Origin of the sequence: Candidatus Microbacterium colombiense (assembly GCA_029203165.1) — a bacterium.
GTDB lineage: Bacteria > Actinomycetota > Actinomycetes > Actinomycetales > Microbacteriaceae > Microbacterium > Microbacterium colombiense.
The window spans coordinates 214,440-235,250 of sequence record CP119308.1; the positions used below are offsets into that span (position 1 = coordinate 214,440).

A 20,811-nucleotide genomic window follows, 5' to 3' on the forward strand; every position below is an offset into this window, starting at 1 on the left:
ACCGGAGTCGTTCCGAGTGGTTAGCCGTCCGAGGCGGGGATGCCGACGACCGGCTCTCCCAGCAGCGGCGTCGAGACGGCGTAGATCCCGTGGTTGGCGAAGAGCCAGATCAGGTTGCGGTCCCACTCGACGAAGATGCCGTGCACGGGGGCAGCCAGATCGTCGTCGTCCTTCAGTCCGATCGGCGGCACGAAGTACGCGCCGACCTTCGGGTCCTCCGGGTCGCGCACGTCGAAGATCTGCAGTCCCGCGGCGTAGAACGCGTAGGGGATGACTCCGCCGTGGGGCGTTCCCGTGTTGGTGAAGTAGCCCGAGCGCTTCGGACCGAACGATCCGCGCCGCTGCGCCCAGTCGGTGAACTTCGCCTCTGCGGGCGGCAGCGGCCGAGGCAGGGTGCGCACGACGCGTGGCTGCGTCGGGTCGCTCACGTCGATCTGGTAGATCTCCTTGGCCGGCTCGTAGCAGTCGGTGTTCATCGGGTAGCCCGACACGTACACGTAGCCGGACTCCTCGACCTGGGTGGTGTCGACGTTGTCACCCTCGGTGCCGGCGACGCTCGTGGGCAGCGGGCACCAGCCGACGTGGTGGATGTTCGCCGGGTCCGAGACGTCGAGCACGAAGAAGCCCTGACCACCCTGGGCGGCGTAGGCGTAGCGATAGCCCGACTCGACCGACCGCGGCATGAAGACGCCCATGCGCGAGCCGAACCAGCTCGTCTTGTTGTTCCAGCGGTCGTTGCCCTCGAGGTACTCCGAGTCGGCCTCCTCGCCGGCGCGCGACCCCGGCACCCACCAGGTGGAGAGCAGTTCGGGCTTCGCGGGGTCGGACACGTCGTAGGCTGCGTGCCCCGCCGTCCAGAGCGTGGTCTTGTACGGCTGGTTCGTGAAGGTGTTGTCGGGAGCGGTCGCCACGAACAGGTACTTGTCGCCGTAGTAGACCGGCAGGTCGAGAACGCCGTTGCCCTCCTGGATCTCGTCCGGCCCATGGTTCGGGTCGGTCGACACCTCGGTGATGAGCGTCCAGTCGCGCGGGCTCGGGCCGTCCATCTGCCAGGTGCGGAAGCCGCGCAGGCCCTCCCACTCCTTCAGCTGACCCTCGACCGTGTCATCGATCCACTTGTTCGCGACACGTCCCTTGAGGAAGTACCGCGGGGTCTCGCTGGCCTGGATGGCGATGTAGGTGCCGAGCTTCTGGTTCCACTGCACGGTGGTGGCGCCGAACTGAGGGCGAGGGTCATCCCACCCCCACTGCTCCTCGTCGACGATCGTGAGGTCGCGGGGGTCGGTGATGTCGTACAGCTTCCAGTGGTTGCCGCCGCCGTAGTGCAGCATGAGGCGCCGGCCGTCCCAGTCGTAGATGCACTGCCACGAGTGGCTCGTGTTCACCACGATCGGGTAGAACGCCTCGGCGGTCGCATTGAGGGAGTAGGTCTCCGGGTCGCGGTAGTCGAGCTGCCCCGGCCAGTCGACGAACACGTCGCGCGGCACCGAGGGCGTGTGCGCCGGCGGCAGGAACGTGCCGTCGGGCTGCATCCCCCAGGTCGCGGGATCGGGATCGCCCGGTTCACCCTCGACGCGCTGGAAATCCTCCGGGCGGTACTTCTTCGCATCGGGCACGTAGGGAGAGCCGGCCATGTCGCCTCCATTGGCTGAATCGGGTGGGATCGTCACGACGTCGTGTCGTCCTCATCAGATTCACCCTGCGGGAGCGATGCTGTCCAATATCCATACGGGTCAGAGCTATGACCATTCGGACATATCAGCCGAGGGGGCGCGACTCCGTCTGCGCGTACTCCCGCTCGAACTCCGCCAGGCGTGCGCCTTCGTCGCGCAGATGCGTCAGCAGCGCGGCCGCCGCGGGCGACGGCGCCCGATCCTTGGGCAGGGTGACGCCGACCGAACGGCGGATCGAGCTGAGGGGCGTGGGCAGGATCCGCAGCTCCCGATCGTCGACGGCGATGAACATCGGCAGGGCGGCGATCACATCGGTCGAGATGAGCAGCGTGCGCAGCGTGAGCATCGAGGTGCACTCCACGCGGTCGGGCGGAAGCGGCAGCCCTTCATGGAAGAACACCGCCTCGAGCTCGGCCCGCAGTGCGGTCTGGGCCACCGGGAAGATCCACGGGTAGGCGATCAACTCGGCGAGCGAGTTCGCCTTCACACCTCCGAGCACCGGATGCCCGGCGCGAGCGACCAGCCGGATCGGCTCCTGGTGCAGGCGCTCCTGCTCGAGCCGAACCGGCACGGTCGGCGAGAGACGGCCGACTGTCAGATCGAGGTCCCCGGCGAGCAACAGCTGCTGCAGCGTGTCGGGGGTTCCCTCGCGGACGACGACGGTGAGACGCGGATGCTCCGCCTTGAGCGCGGCGATGGCCCGCGGCAGGAGCAGGTTCGATCCCGCGAGGTGGGTGCCGACGGTGACCGTGCCGAGCTGGCCGGACTGCAGGAGGCGAACCTCCTCCCCCGCCGCGCGCAGTTCGGCGAGCACCGAGCGGGCCCGCTCGATGAACGAGTGCCCGTACTGGGTCGGCTTGACGCCGCGCGGCATCCGCTCGAACAGGGGAACACCCAGCACGTCCTCCACCTCGCGGAGACCGCGGGTGACGACGGGCTGGGTGATGTGCAGTGACTCGGCAGCGCGCACGAGGGTTCCCTCATCGGCGATGGCGGTCACGAGGACGAGGTGCCGGATCTTCACCCGGCCGTCGAGCAGTCGATCGGTGGCCATGCTCGGGACTATAGCCGTATGGGCATGGCAATGCATCAAGAGAGTATTTGTCGGCATCCCTCTGAGGTTCTTAGCCTGAGCGCATGCCTTCCGAGACGCTGACGCCTCCCCTCCGTGCCGCCGAGCCACACGCGGCACCCCAGGCGATCCACAACATGATCGCCGGCGAGCGGGTCGAGGGCATCCGCACGTTCCGCAAGCTGAGCCCCGTCGACGGCTCGCTGATCGCCGAGGTGCACGAGGCCGGCACCGAACAGATCGACCGCGCCGTGGCCGCCGCCCGCGCGGCCTTCGACGGACCGTGGGGCCGCATGACCGTGGCCGAGCGGGCGAGGCTGCTGCGCGGCGTCGCCGATGCGATCGACCGCCGATCCGACGAACTCGTCGCCGCCGAGGTGGGCGACACCGGCAAGCCCGAGGCGCTGGCGCGCGATCTGGATGTCGCCCGCGCCGCAGCGAACTTCCGCTCGTTCGCCGACACCGTCTCGGCCGCAGGGCTCGACTCGTTCCTGACCGAACTGCCCGACGGGCGGCGCGCGCTGAACTACGCGGTGCGCAAGCCGCTCGGTGTCGTCGCCGTGATCGTGCCCTGGAACCTCCCGCTGCTCCTGCTCACCTGGAAGCTCGCCCCCGCGCTCGCCACCGGCAACACCGTGGTGATCAAGCCGTCGGAGGAGACGCCGTCGTCGGCCACCCTGCTTGCCGAGATCCTCGCCGAGGCCGGGGTACCCGCGGGCGTGGTCAACGTCGTGCACGGCTTCGGCGCCGACTCGGCCGGCGAGGCCCTGACCCGGCACCCCGGCATCGACGGCGTGACCTTCACCGGCGAATCGTCGACCGGCTCCACGATCATGCGCGCCGTCGCCCCGCGGGTGCGGCCCGTGTCGTTCGAGCTGGGCGGCAAGAACGCCGCCGTGGTCTTCGCCGATGCCGACCTCGATGCCGCCGTCGCGGGCCTCGCCCGCTCGACCTACCTCAACACCGGCCAGGTGTGCCTGTGCACCGAGCGCATCTACGTCGAGCGGGCCGTGTTCGCCGACGTCGCGGCCGGCCTGACCGAACAGGCCCAGCGCCTGCGCCTCGGACGCCCCGAGGACCCGGCCACCACGACCGGCCCCCTCATCTCGCAGGCCCACCGCGACAAGGTGCTCTCGTACTTCGCCCTCGCCCAGGAGGAGGGGGCGACGCTGCTGGCCGGCGGCGGCATCCCCACCCTCGGCGACGGACTCGACGGCGGCTCCTGGATCGAACCGACCCTGTGGACCGGGCTCGACAACTCGCACCGCACCGTGCGGGAGGAGGTGTTCGGCCCCGTCGCCGCCCTCATCCCCTTCGACTCCGAAGACGAGGCGATCGCGCTGGCGAACGACACCGAGTACGGCCTCGCCGCCGTCACCTGGACCAGCGACCTCACCCGCGGCCACCGCGTGGCACAGCAGATGCGCACCGGCATGTCGTGGGTCAACACCTGGTACCTACGCGATCTGCGCAGCCCCTTCGGCGGCGTCGGGCTCTCGGGCATCGGCCGCGAGGGCGGGCACCACTCGCTCGAGTTCTACACCGAGCCGACGAACGTCTGTGTGCAGCTGTGAACGCCGCTCGGGAATCGGATGCCGTGCGCGATGCGGATGAGCGACTGCATCGCGCCTCCGAGACGGGAACGCCGTGCGCCCCGGTGCGCGATCTGCTCGGCGAGACGGATCAGGATGCCGCGTACGCCGTACAGTCGCTCGGTGTCGCCCGTCGCGTCGCCGACGGACGCCGCATGGTCGGCCGCAAGATCGGCCTGACCTCGACCGCGGTGCAGGCGCAGTTCGGCGTCTTCTCCCCCGACTACGGGGTGCTGCTCGACGACATGATCGTCGCCGACCGCGAACCACTCGACATCGGCCGGTTCCTGCAGCCGCGGGTCGAGGCCGAGGTCGCGTTCGTACTCGGCCACGACCTCGAGTCACCGACGACCCACGTCGCCGACGTACTGCGCGCCACGGAGTTCGTGCTGCCAGCGATCGAGGTCGTCGACTCGCGCGTCGCCGGGTGGGACATCCGCATCACCGACACCATCGCCGACAATGCGTCCAGCGGCGCGGTCGTGCTGGGCACCACCCCGCGGCGGCTCGACGGCCTCGACCTCACCACCCTCGGGATGAGCCTCGATCGCGAAGGCGACCCGCTGTCGACCGGGTCCGGCGCCGCCTGCCTCGGCAGCCCGGTCATCGCGGTGGCGTGGCTCGCCCGCGCTGTCGCCCGGCACGGCCAGCCTCTCCGCGCCGGCGAGGTCATCCTCTCCGGAGCGCTCGGACCGATGGTCGCCGCGACCGCCGGCGTCTACCGTGCCCGTCTCGAAGGCCTCGGCGAGGTTCGTGCCGACTTCACGGCCGCACAATCCATCGCCTCAGCGGAAGGAGCCGCGGCATGACCGTCGGCATCGCCATCATCGGGTCGGGCAACATCGGCACCGATCTCCTGATCAAGGTCAAGCGGCTCTCGACCACGCTCCGCGTCGTCGCCATGGTCGGCATCGACGAGCACTCCGACGGTCTCGCCCGCGCGCGCCGACTCGGCGTCGCCACCACTCACGAGGGTGTCGACGGCCTGCTGGCGATGCCCGAGTTCGCCGACGTCGAGCTCGTCTTCGATGCGACCTCGGCCGGATCGCACGCGCGCAACGATGCGCTGGTGCGCAACGCCGGTCGCATCATGGTCGACCTGACCCCCGCGGCGATCGGCCCCTACGTGGTGCCGGTGGTCAACCTCGACGCCCACCTCGGCGCGACCAACGTCAACATGGTCACGTGCGGCGGGCAGGCGACCGTGCCGATGGTCGCGGCGGTGTCCCGCGTGGCGCCGGTGGCCTATGCCGAGATCGTCGCCTCGATCGCGTCGAAGTCGGCGGGTCCGGGAACCCGGGCGAACATCGACGAGTTCACGCAGACCACGGCCCGGGCGATCGAGCAGATCGGCGGCGCCGAGCACGGCAAGGCGATCATCGTGCTGAACCCGGCGGATCCGCCGCTCATCATGCGCGACACGGTGTTCTGCCTGGTCGAGGGCGAGCCGGATGCCCTCGACCGCGACGCCGTCCGCGCCTCGGTCGATGAGACGGTCGCCGCGGTGCAGGAGTACGTCGGCGGCTACCGGCTGAAGCAGCAGGTGCAGTTCGACGCAGTCGACGAGCCGTTCGTGCCCGCACTGGGCCGCGCGTTCCACGGCACGCGGGTGACCGTGCTGCTCGAAGTCGAGGGCGCCGGCCACTATCTTCCGAACTACGCGGGCAATCTCGACATCATGACCTCAGCCGCCCTGCGCACCGCTGAGCGACTCGTCGCCGACCGCACGGAGGTGCTCGCATGACCGCCGGATCCCCCCGCGTCTACGTGCAAGATGTCACGCTGCGCGACGGCATGCACGCCATCGGCCACGGCTACACGCTCGACCAGGTGCGCGACATCGCCCGCGCGCTCGAAGCCGCAGGCGTCGATGCGATCGAGGTCGCGCACGGCGACGGCCTGGGCGGCTCCAGCGTCGCCTACGGCCAGGGCGCCCACACCGACTGGCAGTGGATCGAAGCAGCGGCCGAGGTGCTCGAACGCGCCACACTCACGACGCTGATCCTGCCCGGCATCGGCACGATCGACGACCTCGCCCGCGCACATGACCTCGGTGTCACGAGCGTGCGGGTGGCCACGCACTGCACCGAGGCCGACGTCGCCGCGCAGCACATCGGCTGGGCGCGGGAGCACGGCATGGATGTCTCGGGCTTCCTCATGATGAGCCATCTCAACGATCCGCAGGGACTGGCCGCGCAGGCGAAGCTCATGGAGTCGTACGGGGCGCACTGCGTCTACGTCACCGATTCCGGCGGGCGCCTCACGATGCACGACGTGGCCGCACGCGTCGACGCCTACCGTGAGGTGCTCGACGCCGACACGCAGATCGGCATCCACGCGCACGAGAACCTCTCGCTGAGCGTCGCGAACAGCGTGACGGCCGTCGAGCACGGCGCCTACCGCGTCGATGCCTCGCTCGCGGGTCAGGGCGCGGGGGCGGGCAACTGCCCCATCGAGGCCTTCATCGCGGTTGCCGATCTGCTCGGCTGGCAGCACGGCTGCGATCTCTTCACGCTGCAGGACGCCGCGGAAGAACTCGTGCGTCCGCTGCAGCGCCGCCCGGTGCGGGTCGATCGCGAGACGCTCACACTCGGCTACGCCGGGGTCTACTCCAGCTTCCTGCTGCACGCCGAGCGCGCGGCCGCGCGGCATAGGATCGATGCCCGCGACATCCTGGTGGAGCTCGGTCGTCGCCGCATGGTCGGCGGCCAGGAGGACATGATCGTCGACGTCGCGCTCGACCTCGTCGCCGCCACCTCCACCTCCGCCGCCGCCTCCACCGGGAGCGGATCATGAGCGCCGACACCGTCTTCGCGGCGGCGCTCGACACCGCACAGCGCACCGTCACCTCGATCACGCAGCCCTCCACTGCCGGATCGGTCGACCTCGACACGGCCTATGCGACGCAGCACGCCCTGATCGCGAGGCGGCTCGCCCGCGGCGAGCGCAGGACCGGACTCAAGCTCGGCTTCACGAGCAGGGCGAAGGCGCAGCAGATGGGCGTGGATGACGTGATCATCGGCACCCTCACCGACGGGATGCGGCTCGACGACGGTGAGGTGTTCGACACCCGGTCCGCCATCCATCCGCGGATCGAGCCCGAGATCGCCTTCCTGCTGGGGCGCGACATCGACGGCACCGAAGATGCGGCAGCTCTGGGCGACGCCGTCGTCGCGGTCGCCCCCGCGCTCGAGATCATCGACTCCCGGTTCCGCGACTTCCGCTTCAGCCTCGGTGACGTCGTCGCCGACAACGCCTCGGCCGCGGCGTACACGATCGGCCCGTGGGTGTCGCGCGCCGAGGCCGGATCGCTCGACAACCGTGCCGTGCAGATGGAGATCGACGGCCGACTCGTGGCGACGGGTTCGACCTCGGCGATCCTCGGCGATCCTCGGCGTGCGGTCGGCGCGGCCGCGCGGCTCGCCGCCGCCCACGGCTTCACCCTGCGGGCCGGCGACGTGCTGCTCGCCGGGGCCGCGACAGCCGCGGTCGCCCTCCCCGCACAGGGGTTCGTCGAAGCCACGATCACCGGGGTCGGACGCATCGGCATCCGCTGCATCGACCGGGCGGATCGTCTCGCGACGGAGGGATCATGATGACCGAGAATCGCGGCATCCTCGTCGCCGGCAAGGCCACCCCGCGCGGGCGCTTCCCGCATGCCAAGGTCGCGGGCGATCTCGTCTTCGTCTCGGGAACGTCGAGCCGCCGCCCCGACAACACCATCGCCGGCGCCGAAGCCGACGAGTTCGGCGCCACCCGACTCGACGTCGCGGTGCAGACCCGCGCCGTCATCGAGAACATCCGCGCGGTGCTCACCGAGGCCGGGTGCACCCTCGACGATCTGGTGCAGGCCACGAGCTTCCTCGTCGACATGAACGACTTCGCCGCCTACAACGCGGTGTGGGCCGAGTTCTTCGACGAGCAGGGCCCCGCCCGCACCACCGTGGCCGTGCACGCCCTGCCGCATCCGCATCTGCGCATCGAGATCCAGGCGATCGCACGACGCCCCGAAACCACCGACCGCATCACCGCTGCCACTCTCGAGGAGGAGAAATGAGCACCATCCCACCCGTCATCGATTTCCCCGCATGGATCAAGGAGAACGAGCATCTCCTGAAGCCGCCGGTGAACAACAAGGCCGCCTGGGCGCCCATGGGCGACTTCATCGTGCAGGTCGTCGGCGGCCCGAACCAGCGCACCGACTTCCACTTCGATCCCTACGAGGAGTGGTTCTACCAGTACCGCGGCAGCATGCACGTGAACATCCAGACGCCCGACGGTCTGCAGCGCATCGACATCCGCGAGGGCGAGATGTGGCTGCTGCCCGGCAACATCTTCCACTCCCCACAGCGCCCGGAAGAGGGCTCCATCGGCATCGTGATCGAGCGCATCCGCGAGGAGGGCACGCTCGAGAAGTTCGCCTGGTTCTGCCCGAACTGCAACGCGAAGGTGCACGAGGTCGAGCTGCAGGTGCGCGACATCGTCGAAGATCTGCCACCGGTGTTCCGCGACTTCTACGAGAGCGAAGAGGGGCGCACCTGCCCGCAGTGCGGCGCCGTCCACCCCGGCAAGGGCTGAAGCCCGTTGGGCACGATCGACGTCCACACGCACTTCGTTCCGAGCTCCTGGCCCGACCTGTCCACGCAGGTCGGGCCAGGGCTCTGGCCGTCGTTGCGCGTCGACTCCGAACGCGAGGCGATGATCATGCTCGGCGACACCGAGTTCCGTCGGGTCGGCGACGACTGTTGGGATGCCGCGGTGCGTCTCGAGGCGATGGATGCCGATGGCGTCGAGATGCAGGTCGTCTCCCCCACGCCCGTCTTCTTCTCGTACGACAAGTCCGGCGATGCGGGCGTCAAGGTCGCGCGCATCTTCAACGACCTCGCGCTCGAGATCTGCGAACCGGGCGGCGGACGGCTGATCCCCTTCGCCCAGGTACCGCTGCAGGACCCGGATGCCGCCTGCGCCGAGGCCGACCGTGCGATCGCGTCGGGCCACGCGGGTGTCGAGATCGGCAACCACGTCGGTGACCGCGACCTCGACGACGCGGGCATCGTGACCTTCCTGCAGCATTGCGCCGGCAACGGCATCCCCGTGTTCGTGCATCCGTGGGACATGGCCGGCTCGCCGCGCCTGGACCGGTGGATGGCGCGCTGGCTGACCGGGATGCCCGCCGAGACGCACCTGTCGATCATCGCGATGATCCTCGGTGGCGTGTTCGATCGGGTTCCTCCGACGCTGCGGCTCGCGTTCGCGCACGGCGGGGGCTCCTTCGCCTTCTGGCTCGGCCGCTTCGAGAACGCCTGGGCCCAGCGACCCGACCTGATCGGCGTGAGCGAGCGCCCGCCCTCGGCATATCTCGACCGTTTCAGCGTCGACAGCGTGGTGTTCGACCCGGCGGCGCTGCGCGTGCTGGTCGAGACGCTCGGCGCCTCGCAGGTGATGGTCGGCAGCGACTACCCCTACCCGCTCGGCGAGCGTCCCGTCGGCCGCGTCGTCGATCGGGCCGACTTCCTCGACGATGCACAGCGGGCCGCGATCCGCCGGGGCAATGCCCTGCGCTTCCTGGGTCGAGAAGACTCCGCCCCCGAGACAGAACGGACGACCGCGTCATGACCACCCCCACGACCGACCGCCCCGCCGTGGATCGCGACACCTGCGTCGCGCTCGACGAGGCCGATCCCCTTGCGGCCTTCCGCGCGCGCTTCTCCCTCCCCGACGGCGTCGTGTACCTCGACGGCAACTCCCTCGGGGCCCTTCCCCGCGGCACCGCCGCGCACGTGCAGCGCGTGATCACCGAGGAGTGGGGCACCGGCCTCATCCGCAGCTGGAACGATGCCGGGTGGTTCACGAAGCCGCAGACCGTCGGCGACCGGCTCGCTCCGCTCATCGGCGCCGCTCCCGGCGAGGTCGTGCTCGGCGATTCGACGTCGTCGAGCCTCTTCCAGGCCGCGACGGCCGCTGCCCGCCTGCGCCCCGGTCGCCGGGTGATCGTGGCCGAGCGCGGCAACTTCCCCACCGATCTCTACGTGCTCGAGAGCGTGCAGGAGCTGTTTGGCGCAGGGGATCCGCTCGAACGCCGACTGATCGCCGACGAAGGTCCGACACTCGACGACGTGCTCGATGACGATGTGGCGATCGTCGTGCTCACCCATGTCGACTACCGCACCGGTCGGATGCACGACATGGCCGAGGTCACGCGCAAGGTGCACGCGGTCGGGGCGATCGTCGTGTGGGACCTGTGCCACAGCGTCGGCGCAGTACCCGTCGACCTGAACGGCGCGGATGCCGACTTCGCGGTCGGATGCACCTACAAGTACATCAACGGCGGGCCCGGCTCGCCCTCGTTCATCTGGGTGGCCGAGAGGCATCAGGGCGACGCTCGTCCCGCCGTCACCGGCTGGCACGGGCACGCCGCCCCGTTCGACTTCGCGATCGGCTACGCCCCCGCGCCCGGCATCGAGCGGTTCCGCGTCGGCACCCCGCAGCTGCTGTCGATGTCGGCGCTCGAGGCCAGCCTCGACATCTGGGCCGACGTCGACCTCGTCCAGGTGCGCCAGAAGAGCCTGCGCCTCACCGAGCTCTTCATCTCACTCGTCGACGCACGCCTGACCCCGCGGTGGGGCGTCGAGGTCGTCACGCCCCGCGAATCCGCACGACGCGGCAGTCAGGTGTCGCTCCGCGTGGGCAGCGGCTACGAGATCATGCAGGCACTCATCGCCCGCGGCGTCATCGGAGACTTCCGCGCACCCGATCTCATCCGGTTCGGCTTCACGCCGCTCTACACCTCGTACGCCGACGTGTGGGATGCGATCGACGCGCTCGAAGACGTGCTCGACAGCGGCGAGTGGCGCGAGCCGCGCTTCGCCCGCCGCGGCACCGTCACCTGACCCCCGCCCCGCGCCGTCTGCCCCGTCTGCCCCGTCTGCCCCGTCTGCCCCGTCTGCCCCGACCCGTCATCCGGGAACACTTGCACGACCCCGGCACACCTGCACGACCGATTCGGCATCCGGGTCGTTCCAGTGTGTTCGGGGCGTGCAGGTGTACCGGAGGGTACGTCAGGCGTTGTCGGTTGCGGCGGCATCCAACAGGGCGATCACACCGTCGCGCACACGGTCGAGGTGCGATTCGAGAACGCCGAGCGCCCGGTCGACGTCGCCCGTGGCGATCACGTCGATGAGCTCGCCGTGCGAATGGTCGTGCTCGCCCTGCGTTCCCAGACGCCAGCCCAGCACGTAGCGCCCGAGCTTGAGGCGGAGCTGCTCGATCATCTCCCACATCACCGGTCGCGCCTGTGCGTCGTAGAGGGTCGCGTAGAACTCGGTGCGGGCCTCGACGAACTCGCCGCCCTCCGAGATGTCGTCGGCCGTGCGGGCGAGGTCGTGCAGACGCTCCAGCCGCTCCGGGGTGATCTCGGCCATCGCCAGGCGCAGAGCATCCTTCTCGAGCAGCGTGCGCAGGTGGTAGACCTCGCTCGCCTCCTCGGCCGAGAGCGCGCGCACCATCGCACCGCGGCGAGCGTGGAAGATCACGAGCCCATCGGCCTCGAGCTGGATGAGTGCGGAACGGATCGGCAGCCGCGAGATACCGATGGACTCCGCCAACGTCTCCTGGCGCAGCTTCATGCCGGGAGGGAGGGTTCCGTCGAGGATCGCGTCTCGGATGATGTCGTACGCCATCGCACCGACCGACCGGTATCCGGCCCCGTGCCGCTGCGCGAGCTTCTGCAGCGCGTCGGCCCGCTGCTGCGGCGAGACGGCGGCGTTTCCTGATTGCACCATGCAGCGAGAGTATCGGATCATCAGCCTGAATCTGCATTCTGGATCCAAAAAGTCGGCGCGTCGGCATCCGGCCCCAACACCGGCAGCGGCACCCGGCCCCACCCCCGGCATCCGCGTGCACGATGCAGGGAGACGCGCGGGCTGCAGGGCAGAAACCCCGGATGCTCCCCGCACGACGAACTTCTCCCTGCACGCCGCACGCCGCACGCACGCACGCCGCACGCCGCACACGCCGCACGCACACACGCCGCGCACACAAGCCGCCCGGGAACGCTGAACGCCCCCTGTCCCGAAGGACAGAGGGCGTTCGAGAGGTGTCGCGCCTTACTTGGCGGCGACGACCTGCAGCGTGATGACTGCGGTCACGTCGTCGTGCAGACGAACCGTGGCCTCGTGGTCACCGGTCGACTTGATCGGCGCGGTGATGTGCACCTTGCGCTTGTCGATCGAACCGAGACCGGCAGCCGCGACAGCGTCGGCGACGTGATCGGTCTTGACCGAACCGAAGAGGCGACCAGCGGCGCCCGCCTTGACGGCGAGACGGACCTTGGTGCCCTCGAGCGCGTTCTTCAGTGCGACAGCGTCGTCACGATCGTGGATCGCGCGTGCCTGACGCGCGGCCTGGATCGATGCGACCTGCTTTTCGCCACCGCGGGTCCACGCCGTAGCGAAACCCTGGGGGATGAGGTAGTTGCGGGCGTACCCGTTCTTGACCTCGACCACGTCACCGGCACTACCCAGCCCGGCGACCTCGTTCGTGAGAATCAGCTTTGCCATCTCGATACCCCTTACCGGCCGGCGCCAGCGTAGGGCAGGAGCGCCATTTCGCGCGCGTTCTTGATCGCCGTGGCGATCAGACGCTGCTCCTGCACCGAGACACCGGTGATACGACGGGCACGGATCTTGCCGCGCTCCGAGACGAACTTGCGGAGGGTGGCGACATCCTTGTAATCGATGACACCAACCCGGATGGACTTCGCGGGAGCGGTGGGCTTGCCACCCTTCCGCGGCTTGCGGCGGTCGCCGCTCGACTTTCCAGCCATGGTTTTTCCTTAGTGAAGAGCGGATGCGACGCGCTGGCGTGCATCCAGAATTTTGATCAGAACGGGGTGTCGTCGCCGAAGCTGCCCGGAGTGCTCCAGGCATCTGCACTGGTCGAAGAACCGGGCGTGGACCACGGCTCCTCCGACACCTGTGCGGGGCGAGACTGCCCGCCGCCGGCGCCACCGGCTCCGCCGGCACCACCGTTCGAGGCTGCACGGGTCACCTGCGCGGTGGCGTACCGGAGCGAGGGGCCGATCTCGTCGACCTCCAGCTCGATCGCCGTGCGCTGGTTGCCCTCGCGGTCCTGGTAGGAGCGCTGACGCAGACGGCCCTGCGCGATGACGCGCATGCCCTTGGTCAGCGAACCGGCCACGTGCTCCGCGAACTCGCGCCAGACGGATGCGCGGAGGAACAGCGCATCGCCGTCCTTCCACTCATTCGCGGCACGGTCGAAGTTGCGCGGCGTGGATGCGATGGTGAAGTTCGCCACCGGCAGCCCGTTCTGCGTGTAACGCAGCTCGGGGTCGGCCGTGAGGTTTCCCACCACGGTGATGACGGTTTCGCCGGCCATGAGACTTAGGCCTTCGCAGCCTTGGCGGCCTTGCGGGCTGCCTTCTCGTCGGAGCGCTTCGCCTCGGCGATGACCATTGCCTGAGCTTCTTCAGACCGGAGCACCTTGGTGCGCATGATCTGCTCGTTCAGCTTGAGCAGACGGTCGAGCTCCTGCGTGGCCTCGCTGGTCGCGGTGAAGTTGACGACGGCGTAGATGCCCTCGTTCTTCTTCTGGATCTCGTAAGCCAGACGGCGCTTACCCCAGATGTCGACCTTGTCGATCGAGCCACCGTCTTCGGTGATGACCTTCAAGAACTTGTCGAGCGTAGGGGCTACCTGGCGCTCGTCGATCTCGGGGGTCAGAATGACCATGAGTTCGTACTGGTGCGTCACTTACCCACCTCCTTCGGACTAGAACGGCTCTCGGGACTTTCCCGGGAGCAGGAGGGTGTGTGAACGTGCCTTCCTGCAGCATCAGATCGATGCCACCAAGCAGACAACCTTCACAGTCTAACTCAGAGGCGGGCGTGGCGCGAATGACGGATGCTCAGAACCGCCGTCTCGCGGTGCGCGCCACCAGGAAGATCAGGTAGACGCCGCCGAGCACGAGCGTCACGACTCCCACGGGCAGCGCATGCTTCGGCACCGCGTTCTGACCGATGATGTCGGCGAGCGAGAGCAGTGCGGCACCGGTCATGGCGGTCGCGAAGAGATGTGCCGGACCGTTCTTCACGATGAGTCGGGCGAGGTGCGGGGCGGACAGCGCGACGAAGGCGATGGGTCCGATGACCGCGGTGACCACGCCGATCAGCCCGACCGCGAGGGCGACGAGCCCGGCTTTCGTGAGGCCCATGCGTCCGCCCAGGCTCACACCGATGTCGTCGCCGAGCTCGACGAGCCACAGTCCACGCCGAGCGAACCAGAGGGCGATCATGAGCACCGAGACCACGCCGATCGGCAGCAGCGCCTGCTCCCAGCCGACGCCGTTGAGCGAACCGGCCTCCCAGATCGCCGCCGAGACGGCGACCTCCCGGCGGGCGCGCAGCAGCATCCAGGCGTTGAGGGCGGCGAGCACCGCGCTCACCCCGATGCCGACGATCACGATGCGATAGCCCAGCGCCCCGCGCCCGGCGACGAGCAGGGCGACCAGCGCGGCCGTGCCGAATCCGCCGAGCACGGCGCCGATCGCCACGCTCATGCCGGATCCGCCGGCGGTCGTCATCACGATCAGCGCGCCGGTGTAGGCGCCGGTGGTGAGTCCGATCACGTCGGGGCTGCCGAGCGGGTTGCGGGTGATGGTCTGGAACACCGTGCCGGACAGAGCCAGCGCGGCGCCGAAGAACACCGCGGCGAGCGCCCGCGGCAGTCGCCAGTCGACGACGACCATGTGGATGCCGCCCTGTGTCTCGAACAGCGCCTCGATCACCCGGACCGGTGATATCACGGTGTCGCCGATCGACAGGCTCGCCAGGAAGGAGGCCACCAGCACGGCGCCGAGTGCGCCCATCGCCCAGCGGCTGCGGCGGTCGAGGGGGCGACGAGCGCGACGGATGCGGGAGCGCGCCGCGCGCAGACTCTCGGTGCGGTTCGTGTCGCTCACATCTGCACCGGGTTCTTCCGTCGGCCGATCCAGATCAGGAACGGTGCGGCGACGAACGCCATGACGATGCCGACCGGCACTTCCTGTGGCGCGATGATCACGCGACCGACGACGTCGCCCAGCACCACCACGATCGCGCCGATCACCGCGGCCAGTGGCACGATCGCCTTCTGCGACGATCCGACGACGCCGCGGGCGATGTGTGGGGCGGCGAGGCCGAGGAACGCGATGGGACCCGCGACCGCGGTCGCCGTGCCCGCGAGCAGAGTCACGGCGGCGACCGCCCCGGTACGGAGCGCGCCGATCTTCACCCCGAGGCCGGCAGCCGTGTCGTGTCCGAGCGCGAGCACGTCGAGGCTGCGCGTCATCAGCAGGGCGAGGGCGAGACCCACTGCGATCGCCGGACCGGCGAAGCCCAGCACCGACAGGTCGCGTCCCGCGAGCGCGCCCGACTCCCAGCTGCGCATCTGCAGGAACGCCGTGGGGTTCAGCAGCACGAGCGCGGTCGTCACGCCGCCGAGCACCGCGGCCAAGGCGACGCCCGACAGCACGAGGGTGACCGGGCTTCCGCCGCCCGCGGCGCCGAGCAGCACCACGCCGATGGTCGCGATCAGCGCCCCGACGAGCGCGAACGCCATCAGATGGGGGAAGTCGCGAAGCCCGAGAGCCGCCACCGCGATGGCGACGGCGACCGATGCGCCGGCGTTGACGCCCAGCATCCCGGGGTCGGCGAGGGCGTTGCGGGTGAGCCCCTGCATCACGGCACCGGCGGCACCGAGCGCGAGACCCACGACGATGCCGAGCACGGTGCGCGGGATGCGCGACTCCCGCACGACGAGCTGCAGGTCACTGCCGTCGAAGCGCAGGATCGCATCGAGCACCGTGCTCGGACCGACGAACTTCGTGCCGACCGTGAGGCCGATCACCGATGCGACGCCGAGAGCCACGAGTGCGAGCACGACGACGATCGCGACCCGCCCCGGTGATGACCGGTGCGGGTCGCGTGTCGTGCGTGCGGCGGGGATCACTCCGCGGTGTGAGCGGGCCCGTTCCCGGCGACTGCGTCGGCGAGCGCGGGCACGAGGGTCTTCAAGACATAGGGCAGGCTCAGCGGCGACGTGAAGTAGATCGCGCCGGCGGTGGTGCCGTCGGTGTAGACGACCTTGTCGTTCTTCATGGCGTCGATCGCGGTGACGAACGGCTGTGCTTCGAGCGCGGTGATGTCGTCATCCGATTCCGTTCCCCAGATGAGCACGTCGGCGGCGTTCAGCACGTCGAGGTTCTCGACCGGGATGTATGCCTGACCACCGGAGTCGTCCTTCGGGGCGTAGGCGTCGATGTCGGCGGGAATCGTGAAGCCGAGGTCGGTGAGGAAGTCGGTGCTCAGGCCGTCCTGGTAGGCGATCGCCGCGCCGTCGTAGATCGCGTTCTGGAGGAACACGATCGAGGAGTCGGCGAACTCGGGGTGGGCGGATGCCGCATCGGCGAACTGCGCGTCGATGTCGTCGACGAGCTTCTGCGCCTCGTCGGCCAGCCCGACGGCTTCGCCGATCTGCAGCGTCTGCACGTCCCACGGCTCGAAGTACATGGAGTAGTCGCCCGAGTGCGCGATGGTCGGCGCGATGTCGGAGAGGCGGTCGTAGTCCTCCTCCGTCATGCCGGCGTTGGTGCCGATGATGAGGTCGGGGTCGAGCAGGGCGATCGCCTCGAAGTCGAGTCCGTCGCTCGTCGTGAGCACCTCGGGCTCGGAGTCTCCGCGCGCCTCGTCAGCCCAGGGCCAGGACGCGAACTCGTGGTCGCCGTACCAGTCGGTCACGCCGACGGGTTCGAGGCCGAGGGCCCACAGCGTGTCCTGCTCGGTGTAGCCGACGCTGACGATGCGCTGCGGCTGCTCGGGGATCGTCGTCTCGCCGTAGGCATGCTCGACCGTGGCCGGGAACGCGCCGGCGTCGGCGGCGGGCGCCGAGTCGTCGGTGGTCGAGGCAGGCGTCGCGCAGGAGGTCAGAACGGTGGCCGCGAGGGCGGCGGTGAGCAAGGCGGTGAGCGCCTTCGATCGGGAGAGAGGCATGGAGGGGACCTGTTCCGTGAGATAAGGGTTGCCTAAGCGTATCCATACGGTTCCGGTCGCACACGAGCCGTCACGAGAATCAGTAGCCCAGAGCCTGACTGCTCACGCTGTGCGCGACGATCCCTCCGAGAGCGATCAGTGCGATTCCGAGGACCGGGATGATCCATGCCCTGCGCCATCGCCTCAGGAGCAGCGACGCGCACCCTGCGATCACGACGATGGCGATGCAGGCCCAACCGAAGGATTCGATGGCGGTCCACAGCACGTCGACATCGCAGTCGGAGTCGCACCCCGCCACGCTGAACACCCGGAGCCAGACAGATACCCACACGACCAGTGCGGTTGCGATCTGCGCGCCCCACAACAACACGACCCAGAGGCCGCGGGATTCACTGTCTCGCTGATCCATACGTTTCGGTTCGCACACCTCGCGCTACGGTTCGATGCCAAGCTGTCTCAGCGCAGCATCCTCGCCTCGAATCTCGACCGACCAGTCTGGCCTGACGAAGTCAGCTCGGCTCAGTCGCACACGCTGTTCATCGACGGGCTCTCCGGCGCGCGGCGAGACCCGAGTGACACCATTCGGCTGATATCCGAGCTTCTTCGATACGCGAAGAGATGCCTCGTTCCAGGCCGCCGCGCTGGACTCCGCCCATTCGGCGCCGAGGGTGTCGAACGCGAACGAGAGCAAGCCGGAACGCATCTCGGTCCCGAAACCTCGCCCTTGCGCCGATCGCGTGAGCCACGAGCCCGTGTTCACGGTGCGCCGGTCAGCGAAGCCGTAGGCCGCGAGATCCTGCGCGCCGATGACCCGTCCTTCGTGATGAACGGCGAAGGGCACTGTCCAGTTGTGCGGTGAGACCTGATTGCGAAGACTCCATTGGAACTGTGCGAGGTTGGTCGGCAGTTGATCCGGGGAGGCGTCCGTCCAGGGGAAGCCGAAGGGCGTCCGCTCCGGCTCGTGCACGCCGTCGAGCGCAGCCTCAACCAATCCGGGAAGATCGGCATCGCGAACCGGCCGAACTATCAGGTGAGGTGTCTCGATCTCGAGGCCGAACAGCGGCCAGATGCTCTGCAGATCCATGTGGGCGATCCTAGGGTGCCCCGCACGCTCGCCACACTTCGTTACGTGCACGCCTCTGGCGCGCGGATGCCAGACGCTATCCCAGCACAAGGGCACTGTCGATCGCGATGATCGTGACGACCAGGGCGACCGCCGTGATGGCCACACCGATGCCGGGCACCAACCACGCCCTCGGGGTTCGCGACGGCAGCAGGACATAGGCGAGCGATCCGCCCAGGAGCACCGTGAGATCCAAGGTCCAAAACGCGCGGGTCGCATACTCCAGGGTGGGATAGTCGCAACGATCCGAGCAACCGTCGACGTTCATGATCATGCTGAGCACGTACAGTCCTCCGATGACGGCGACGAAGACATGTGCTGCCATGAGACCGTCACCGACCGAGACTCTCGACGGAGGTTCGCCGAACTCGTTCACACCGCACCTCCTGTGTCGAAGCGGTCATCCTGATTCGATTCAGCCTGCCATTCTGTCTGAGCGCTGATCCCGAAGGCCGCACCCTCACATGTGACGGAATCCCGTTCCCACCGCGTCCTGGCCGGTCACCGCGGGCTGATACCTTTTCGCCATGCCTGCGCCCGACGATCGCACCGTTTCCCGTCGAACCGTGATCGGTGCCGTCTGGGCCACACCGATCGTCGCCGTCGCCGTCGCGGCGCCCTTGGCCGCCGCGAGCGAGGTCGATCCGGTGGCCGTCACGGCCGACACGAGCAGTGCCACGCGGTTCACGCTGTACCTCACGACGACCCAGACATTGCCGGCGGGCGTCACCGTGGACGTGAACATCGACGGAACCGCGAACCAGTGGGCGATCAACTCGTCCGGTTCGATCCCGGCATCCTGGTCGCAGAGCCGATCAGGATCACGTGGTGCACGCCTCGTCTCCGGCGCCATCGTCGAGCCCGGAACACTCACCTTCGCGCTCGGCCTCGCGGGCATCGGCTCCTACCCGGGCACCGTCGTGACCGTCACGGACGCCGACGGAGCACTGCTGGCCACCCTCACCATCGCTCTGTGATCGACGTCGATGAACTCCCTCCACCTCCAGCATCGAGAAGGCTCACCAACCTGGGGCTAGCGCTCGTCGTTGGTTCGGTAACAGCGCACGTCGTGCTTTGGGCCGCGGTGTGGCTGCCTGTATACCTCTTCCAACAGAGCATCACATTGTTTTTCTACCCAATCTGGCTAGGAGCGTGGTTGCTACTGGAAGGGCCAACGATTGCCGGACTGGTGATCTGCATCATCGCGTTGACGAAAGGGGTTCCCTCACCACGCCGCAAATGGGTGATCGTCGCGGTGGTGTTCGCCGCCGCCTGCGCGATCGGATCCCTGCCCGCTCTGTGGTGGGGATCTGCGCCGCTCGCGTTCCTGGGAGTCACCGCGCTGTGACGGCGCAATACCCTGGGGAGCACGGGCGTGACTCCGTCGAGCGAAGGGTGCGGGATGCCGATCAGTGAGGTCGAATTCATCGACACCCCTCTGCTGCGCGTCGGATACGAGACGATCGGCGAGCCGGGCGGGCGGACCGTCGTCCTCCTGCACGGGTTTCCCTACGATGTGCGCTCCTACGACGATGTCGCCCCTCGGCTGGCGAAGGCGGGGCTCCGGGTCATCGCGCCGTACCTGCGCGGCTACGGGCCGACGCGGTTCCTTTCGGACCAGACGATGCGCTCCGGTCAACAGGCGGCGCTCGGCCAGGACGTGATCGATCTCCTCGACGCGCTGCACATCGAGAAGGCGATCGTCGCGGGGTACGACTGGGGTGGGCGTGCGGCCTGCGTCTCCGCCGCGCTGTTCCCCGAGCGCATCGACGGCTTGGTGACGGTCTCCGGGTACGCCATCCAAGACATCGCCGGGTCCGTCGAACCGGCCGCTCCTCTCGACGAGAAGTTGGACTGGTATCAGTACTACTTCCACTCCGAGCGGGGGCGGCGAGGTCTCGCACAGTATCGCGAAGAGCTGTGCCGTTCACTGTGGCGCGAGTGGTCTCCGCAGTGGGCCGAGGCAGAGACGGCGTTCACGGCATCCGCCCCCAGCCTGCACAACCCGGATTTCGTCGACGTGGCGGTCCACTCGTACCGGCACCGCTTCGGACTGGCCGAGGGGGATCCGCGCTACGAAGACCTGGAGCGTCGTCTCGCGCAGAGGCCTGCCATCTCGGTGCCCACGGTCTCCGTCGACAGCGGAGCAGATGGGTTCGGCTGGTTCGACTCATCCGAGGATGCGGCCCACTTCTCTGGCAGCTTCGAGCGCGTCGTGCTGCCTGGCGCCGGTCACAACACCCCTCAGGAAGACCCCGCGGGATTCAGCGACGCGGTGTTGACACTTCGCCAGCGGACCCTCTGAG

The 20,811-nt window shown here is 68.8% G+C and carries 25 protein-coding genes; 12 read left to right on the forward strand and 13 right to left on the reverse strand.

The features are described 5' to 3' along the window. Positions 1-20: 20 nt before the first annotated feature. Together P0Y60_01160 and P0Y60_01165 are read right to left on the reverse strand one after the other, a co-directional pair. Complete coding sequence (locus P0Y60_01160; protein WEK61400.1) at positions 21-1,634, reverse strand: hypothetical protein; 1,614 nt, start codon at positions 1,632-1,634, stop codon at positions 21-23. 124 nt (positions 1,635-1,758) lie between these two features. Then, the gene (locus tag P0Y60_01165; protein WEK61401.1) at positions 1,759-2,727 is read right to left on the reverse strand and encodes a LysR substrate-binding domain-containing protein; all 969 of its coding nucleotides are present in this window, start codon (positions 2,725-2,727) and stop codon (positions 1,759-1,761) included. Positions 2,728-2,810: 83 nt separating this feature from the next. On the opposite strand from P0Y60_01165, the gene P0Y60_01170 reads away from it, so the two are divergent. Genes P0Y60_01170 through kynU form a run of 9 tightly spaced genes read left to right on the forward strand, consistent with a single transcriptional unit; the run spans position 2,811 to position 11,227 of the window. Beyond that, complete coding sequence (locus P0Y60_01170) at positions 2,811-4,319, forward strand: 2-hydroxymuconic semialdehyde dehydrogenase (protein ID WEK61402.1); 1,509 nt, start codon at positions 2,811-2,813, stop codon at positions 4,317-4,319. Continuing rightward, complete coding sequence (locus P0Y60_01175; GenBank protein ID WEK61403.1) at positions 4,316-5,146, forward strand: fumarylacetoacetate hydrolase family protein; 831 nt, start codon at positions 4,316-4,318, stop codon at positions 5,144-5,146. Before P0Y60_01170 ends, P0Y60_01175 begins: the two co-directional genes overlap by 4 nt. Then, positions 5,143-6,081 carry an acetaldehyde dehydrogenase (acetylating) gene (locus P0Y60_01180; GenBank protein WEK61404.1) on the forward strand — a complete coding sequence of 313 codons (939 nt, stop codon included), beginning with the start codon at positions 5,143-5,145 and terminating at the stop codon, positions 6,079-6,081. The genes P0Y60_01175 and P0Y60_01180 overlap by 4 nt, the downstream gene beginning before the upstream one ends. Then, positions 6,078-7,133 carry a 4-hydroxy-2-oxovalerate aldolase gene (gene dmpG, locus P0Y60_01185; GenBank protein ID WEK61405.1) on the forward strand — a complete coding sequence of 352 codons (1,056 nt, stop codon included), beginning with the start codon at positions 6,078-6,080 and terminating at the stop codon, positions 7,131-7,133. Before P0Y60_01180 ends, dmpG begins: the two co-directional genes overlap by 4 nt. Continuing rightward, complete coding sequence (locus P0Y60_01190; GenBank protein ID WEK61406.1) at positions 7,130-7,933, forward strand: fumarylacetoacetate hydrolase family protein; 804 nt, start codon at positions 7,130-7,132, stop codon at positions 7,931-7,933. Before dmpG ends, P0Y60_01190 begins: the two co-directional genes overlap by 4 nt. Beyond that, positions 7,930-8,394 carry a RidA family protein gene (locus P0Y60_01195; protein WEK61407.1) on the forward strand — a complete coding sequence of 155 codons (465 nt, stop codon included), beginning with the start codon at positions 7,930-7,932 and terminating at the stop codon, positions 8,392-8,394. Before P0Y60_01190 ends, P0Y60_01195 begins: the two co-directional genes overlap by 4 nt. Beyond that, the gene (locus P0Y60_01200) at positions 8,391-8,915 is read left to right on the forward strand and encodes a 3-hydroxyanthranilate 3,4-dioxygenase (protein ID WEK61408.1); all 525 of its coding nucleotides are present in this window, start codon (positions 8,391-8,393) and stop codon (positions 8,913-8,915) included. The genes P0Y60_01195 and P0Y60_01200 overlap by 4 nt, the downstream gene beginning before the upstream one ends. A 6-nt stretch (positions 8,916-8,921) precedes the next feature. Further along, positions 8,922-9,953 carry an amidohydrolase family protein gene (locus P0Y60_01205; GenBank protein ID WEK61409.1) on the forward strand — a complete coding sequence of 344 codons (1,032 nt, stop codon included), beginning with the start codon at positions 8,922-8,924 and terminating at the stop codon, positions 9,951-9,953. Further along, on the forward strand, positions 9,950-11,227 hold the full coding sequence (gene kynU, locus P0Y60_01210; GenBank protein WEK61410.1) for a kynureninase: 1,278 nt from the start codon (positions 9,950-9,952) through the stop codon (positions 11,225-11,227). Before P0Y60_01205 ends, kynU begins: the two co-directional genes overlap by 4 nt. Positions 11,228-11,395: 168 nt before the next feature. Here kynU and P0Y60_01215 read toward each other — a convergent pair whose 3' ends face one another. The 11 genes from P0Y60_01215 to P0Y60_01265 form a co-directional block, all read right to left on the reverse strand. Then, positions 11,396-12,118: a GntR family transcriptional regulator gene (locus P0Y60_01215; protein WEK61411.1), complete on the reverse strand. Its 723-nt coding sequence runs from the start codon at positions 12,116-12,118 to the stop codon at positions 11,396-11,398. A 324-nt stretch (positions 12,119-12,442) separates the two neighbouring features. After that, positions 12,443-12,895 carry a 50S ribosomal protein L9 gene (gene rplI, locus P0Y60_01220; protein ID WEK61412.1) on the reverse strand — a complete coding sequence of 151 codons (453 nt, stop codon included), beginning with the start codon at positions 12,893-12,895 and terminating at the stop codon, positions 12,443-12,445. Between the two features lie 11 nt (positions 12,896-12,906). Further along, the gene (gene rpsR / locus P0Y60_01225) at positions 12,907-13,161 is read right to left on the reverse strand and encodes a 30S ribosomal protein S18 (GenBank protein WEK61413.1); all 255 of its coding nucleotides are present in this window, start codon (positions 13,159-13,161) and stop codon (positions 12,907-12,909) included. Positions 13,162-13,217: 56 nt separating this feature from the next. Beyond that, positions 13,218-13,733: a single-stranded DNA-binding protein gene (locus tag P0Y60_01230; GenBank protein ID WEK61414.1), complete on the reverse strand. Its 516-nt coding sequence runs from the start codon at positions 13,731-13,733 to the stop codon at positions 13,218-13,220. Positions 13,734-13,738: 5 nt separating this feature from the next. Next, entirely contained in the window at positions 13,739-14,107 is a 369-nt protein-coding gene (gene rpsF, locus P0Y60_01235; protein ID WEK61415.1) for a 30S ribosomal protein S6, read from the reverse strand. A gap of 154 nt (positions 14,108-14,261) precedes the next feature. Beyond that, positions 14,262-15,314, reverse strand: a complete 1,053-nt coding sequence (locus tag P0Y60_01240; GenBank protein ID WEK61416.1) for an iron chelate uptake ABC transporter family permease subunit — start codon at positions 15,312-15,314, stop codon at positions 14,262-14,264. After that, entirely contained in the window at positions 15,311-16,342 is a 1,032-nt protein-coding gene (locus P0Y60_01245; GenBank protein WEK61417.1) for an iron ABC transporter permease, read from the reverse strand. Before P0Y60_01245 ends, P0Y60_01240 begins: the two co-directional genes overlap by 4 nt. After that, positions 16,339-17,382, reverse strand: coding sequence for an iron-siderophore ABC transporter substrate-binding protein (locus tag P0Y60_01250; protein WEK61418.1), 1,044 nt, complete (start codon positions 17,380-17,382; stop codon positions 16,339-16,341). Before P0Y60_01250 ends, P0Y60_01245 begins: the two co-directional genes overlap by 4 nt. Before the next feature lie 79 nt (positions 17,383-17,461). After that, complete coding sequence (locus P0Y60_01255; GenBank protein WEK61419.1) at positions 17,462-17,791, reverse strand: hypothetical protein; 330 nt, start codon at positions 17,789-17,791, stop codon at positions 17,462-17,464. 24 nt (positions 17,792-17,815) lie between these two features. Further along, a complete protein-coding gene (locus P0Y60_01260; protein WEK62837.1) occupies positions 17,816-18,466 on the reverse strand; it encodes a GNAT family N-acetyltransferase in 651 nt (216 codons plus the stop codon). A gap of 76 nt (positions 18,467-18,542) precedes the next feature. Continuing rightward, positions 18,543-18,881 (reverse strand): hypothetical protein, encoded by a 339-nt coding sequence (locus P0Y60_01265; protein ID WEK61420.1) that lies wholly within the window; start codon positions 18,879-18,881, stop codon positions 18,543-18,545. A 151-nt stretch (positions 18,882-19,032) separates the two neighbouring features. Between P0Y60_01265 and P0Y60_01270 the strand changes: the two genes are divergently transcribed. From P0Y60_01270 to P0Y60_01280, 3 genes are read left to right on the forward strand one after another with little or no spacing between them, the layout of a single operon-like run. Then, the gene (locus P0Y60_01270) at positions 19,033-19,482 is read left to right on the forward strand and encodes a hypothetical protein (protein ID WEK61421.1); all 450 of its coding nucleotides are present in this window, start codon (positions 19,033-19,035) and stop codon (positions 19,480-19,482) included. Beyond that, complete coding sequence (locus P0Y60_01275) at positions 19,479-19,853, forward strand: hypothetical protein (GenBank protein ID WEK61422.1); 375 nt, start codon at positions 19,479-19,481, stop codon at positions 19,851-19,853. Before P0Y60_01270 ends, P0Y60_01275 begins: the two co-directional genes overlap by 4 nt. A gap of 54 nt (positions 19,854-19,907) precedes the next feature. Next, positions 19,908-20,810: an alpha/beta hydrolase gene (locus tag P0Y60_01280; GenBank protein WEK61423.1), complete on the forward strand. Its 903-nt coding sequence runs from the start codon at positions 19,908-19,910 to the stop codon at positions 20,808-20,810. Position 20,811 lies beyond the last annotated feature (1 nt).

Excerpts from the sequence above, each read along its gene's own strand:
- rpsR (WEK61413.1), bottom strand. The coding sequence starts at position 13,161 with ATGGCTGGAAAGTCGAGCGGCGACCGCCGCAAGCCGCGGAAGGGTGGC.
- kynU (WEK61410.1), top strand. The coding sequence starts at position 9,950 with ATGACCACCCCCACGACCGACCGCCCCGCCGTGGATCGCGACACCTGC.
- rplI (WEK61412.1), bottom strand. The coding sequence starts at position 12,895 with ATGGCAAAGCTGATTCTCACGAACGAGGTCGCCGGGCTGGGTAGTGCC.
- P0Y60_01180 (WEK61404.1), top strand. The coding sequence starts at position 5,143 with ATGACCGTCGGCATCGCCATCATCGGGTCGGGCAACATCGGCACCGAT.
- P0Y60_01165 (WEK61401.1), bottom strand. The coding sequence starts at position 2,727 with ATGGCCACCGATCGACTGCTCGACGGCCGGGTGAAGATCCGGCACCTC.
- P0Y60_01195 (WEK61407.1), top strand. The coding sequence starts at position 7,930 with ATGATGACCGAGAATCGCGGCATCCTCGTCGCCGGCAAGGCCACCCCG.
- P0Y60_01200 (WEK61408.1), top strand. The coding sequence starts at position 8,391 with ATGAGCACCATCCCACCCGTCATCGATTTCCCCGCATGGATCAAGGAG.
- P0Y60_01280 (WEK61423.1), top strand. The coding sequence starts at position 19,908 with ATGCCGATCAGTGAGGTCGAATTCATCGACACCCCTCTGCTGCGCGTC.
- P0Y60_01270 (WEK61421.1), top strand. The coding sequence starts at position 19,033 with ATGCCTGCGCCCGACGATCGCACCGTTTCCCGTCGAACCGTGATCGGT.
- P0Y60_01215 (WEK61411.1), bottom strand. The coding sequence starts at position 12,118 with ATGGTGCAATCAGGAAACGCCGCCGTCTCGCCGCAGCAGCGGGCCGAC.
- P0Y60_01160 (WEK61400.1), bottom strand. The coding sequence starts at position 1,634 with ATGGCCGGCTCTCCCTACGTGCCCGATGCGAAGAAGTACCGCCCGGAG.
- P0Y60_01190 (WEK61406.1), top strand. The coding sequence starts at position 7,130 with ATGAGCGCCGACACCGTCTTCGCGGCGGCGCTCGACACCGCACAGCGC.
- P0Y60_01250 (WEK61418.1), bottom strand. The coding sequence starts at position 17,382 with ATGCCTCTCTCCCGATCGAAGGCGCTCACCGCCTTGCTCACCGCCGCC.
- P0Y60_01170 (WEK61402.1), top strand. The coding sequence starts at position 2,811 with ATGCCTTCCGAGACGCTGACGCCTCCCCTCCGTGCCGCCGAGCCACAC.
- P0Y60_01255 (WEK61419.1), bottom strand. The coding sequence starts at position 17,791 with ATGGATCAGCGAGACAGTGAATCCCGCGGCCTCTGGGTCGTGTTGTTG.
- P0Y60_01260 (WEK62837.1), bottom strand. The coding sequence starts at position 18,466 with ATGGATCTGCAGAGCATCTGGCCGCTGTTCGGCCTCGAGATCGAGACA.
- dmpG (WEK61405.1), top strand. The coding sequence starts at position 6,078 with ATGACCGCCGGATCCCCCCGCGTCTACGTGCAAGATGTCACGCTGCGC.
- P0Y60_01230 (WEK61414.1), bottom strand. The coding sequence starts at position 13,733 with ATGGCCGGCGAAACCGTCATCACCGTGGTGGGAAACCTCACGGCCGAC.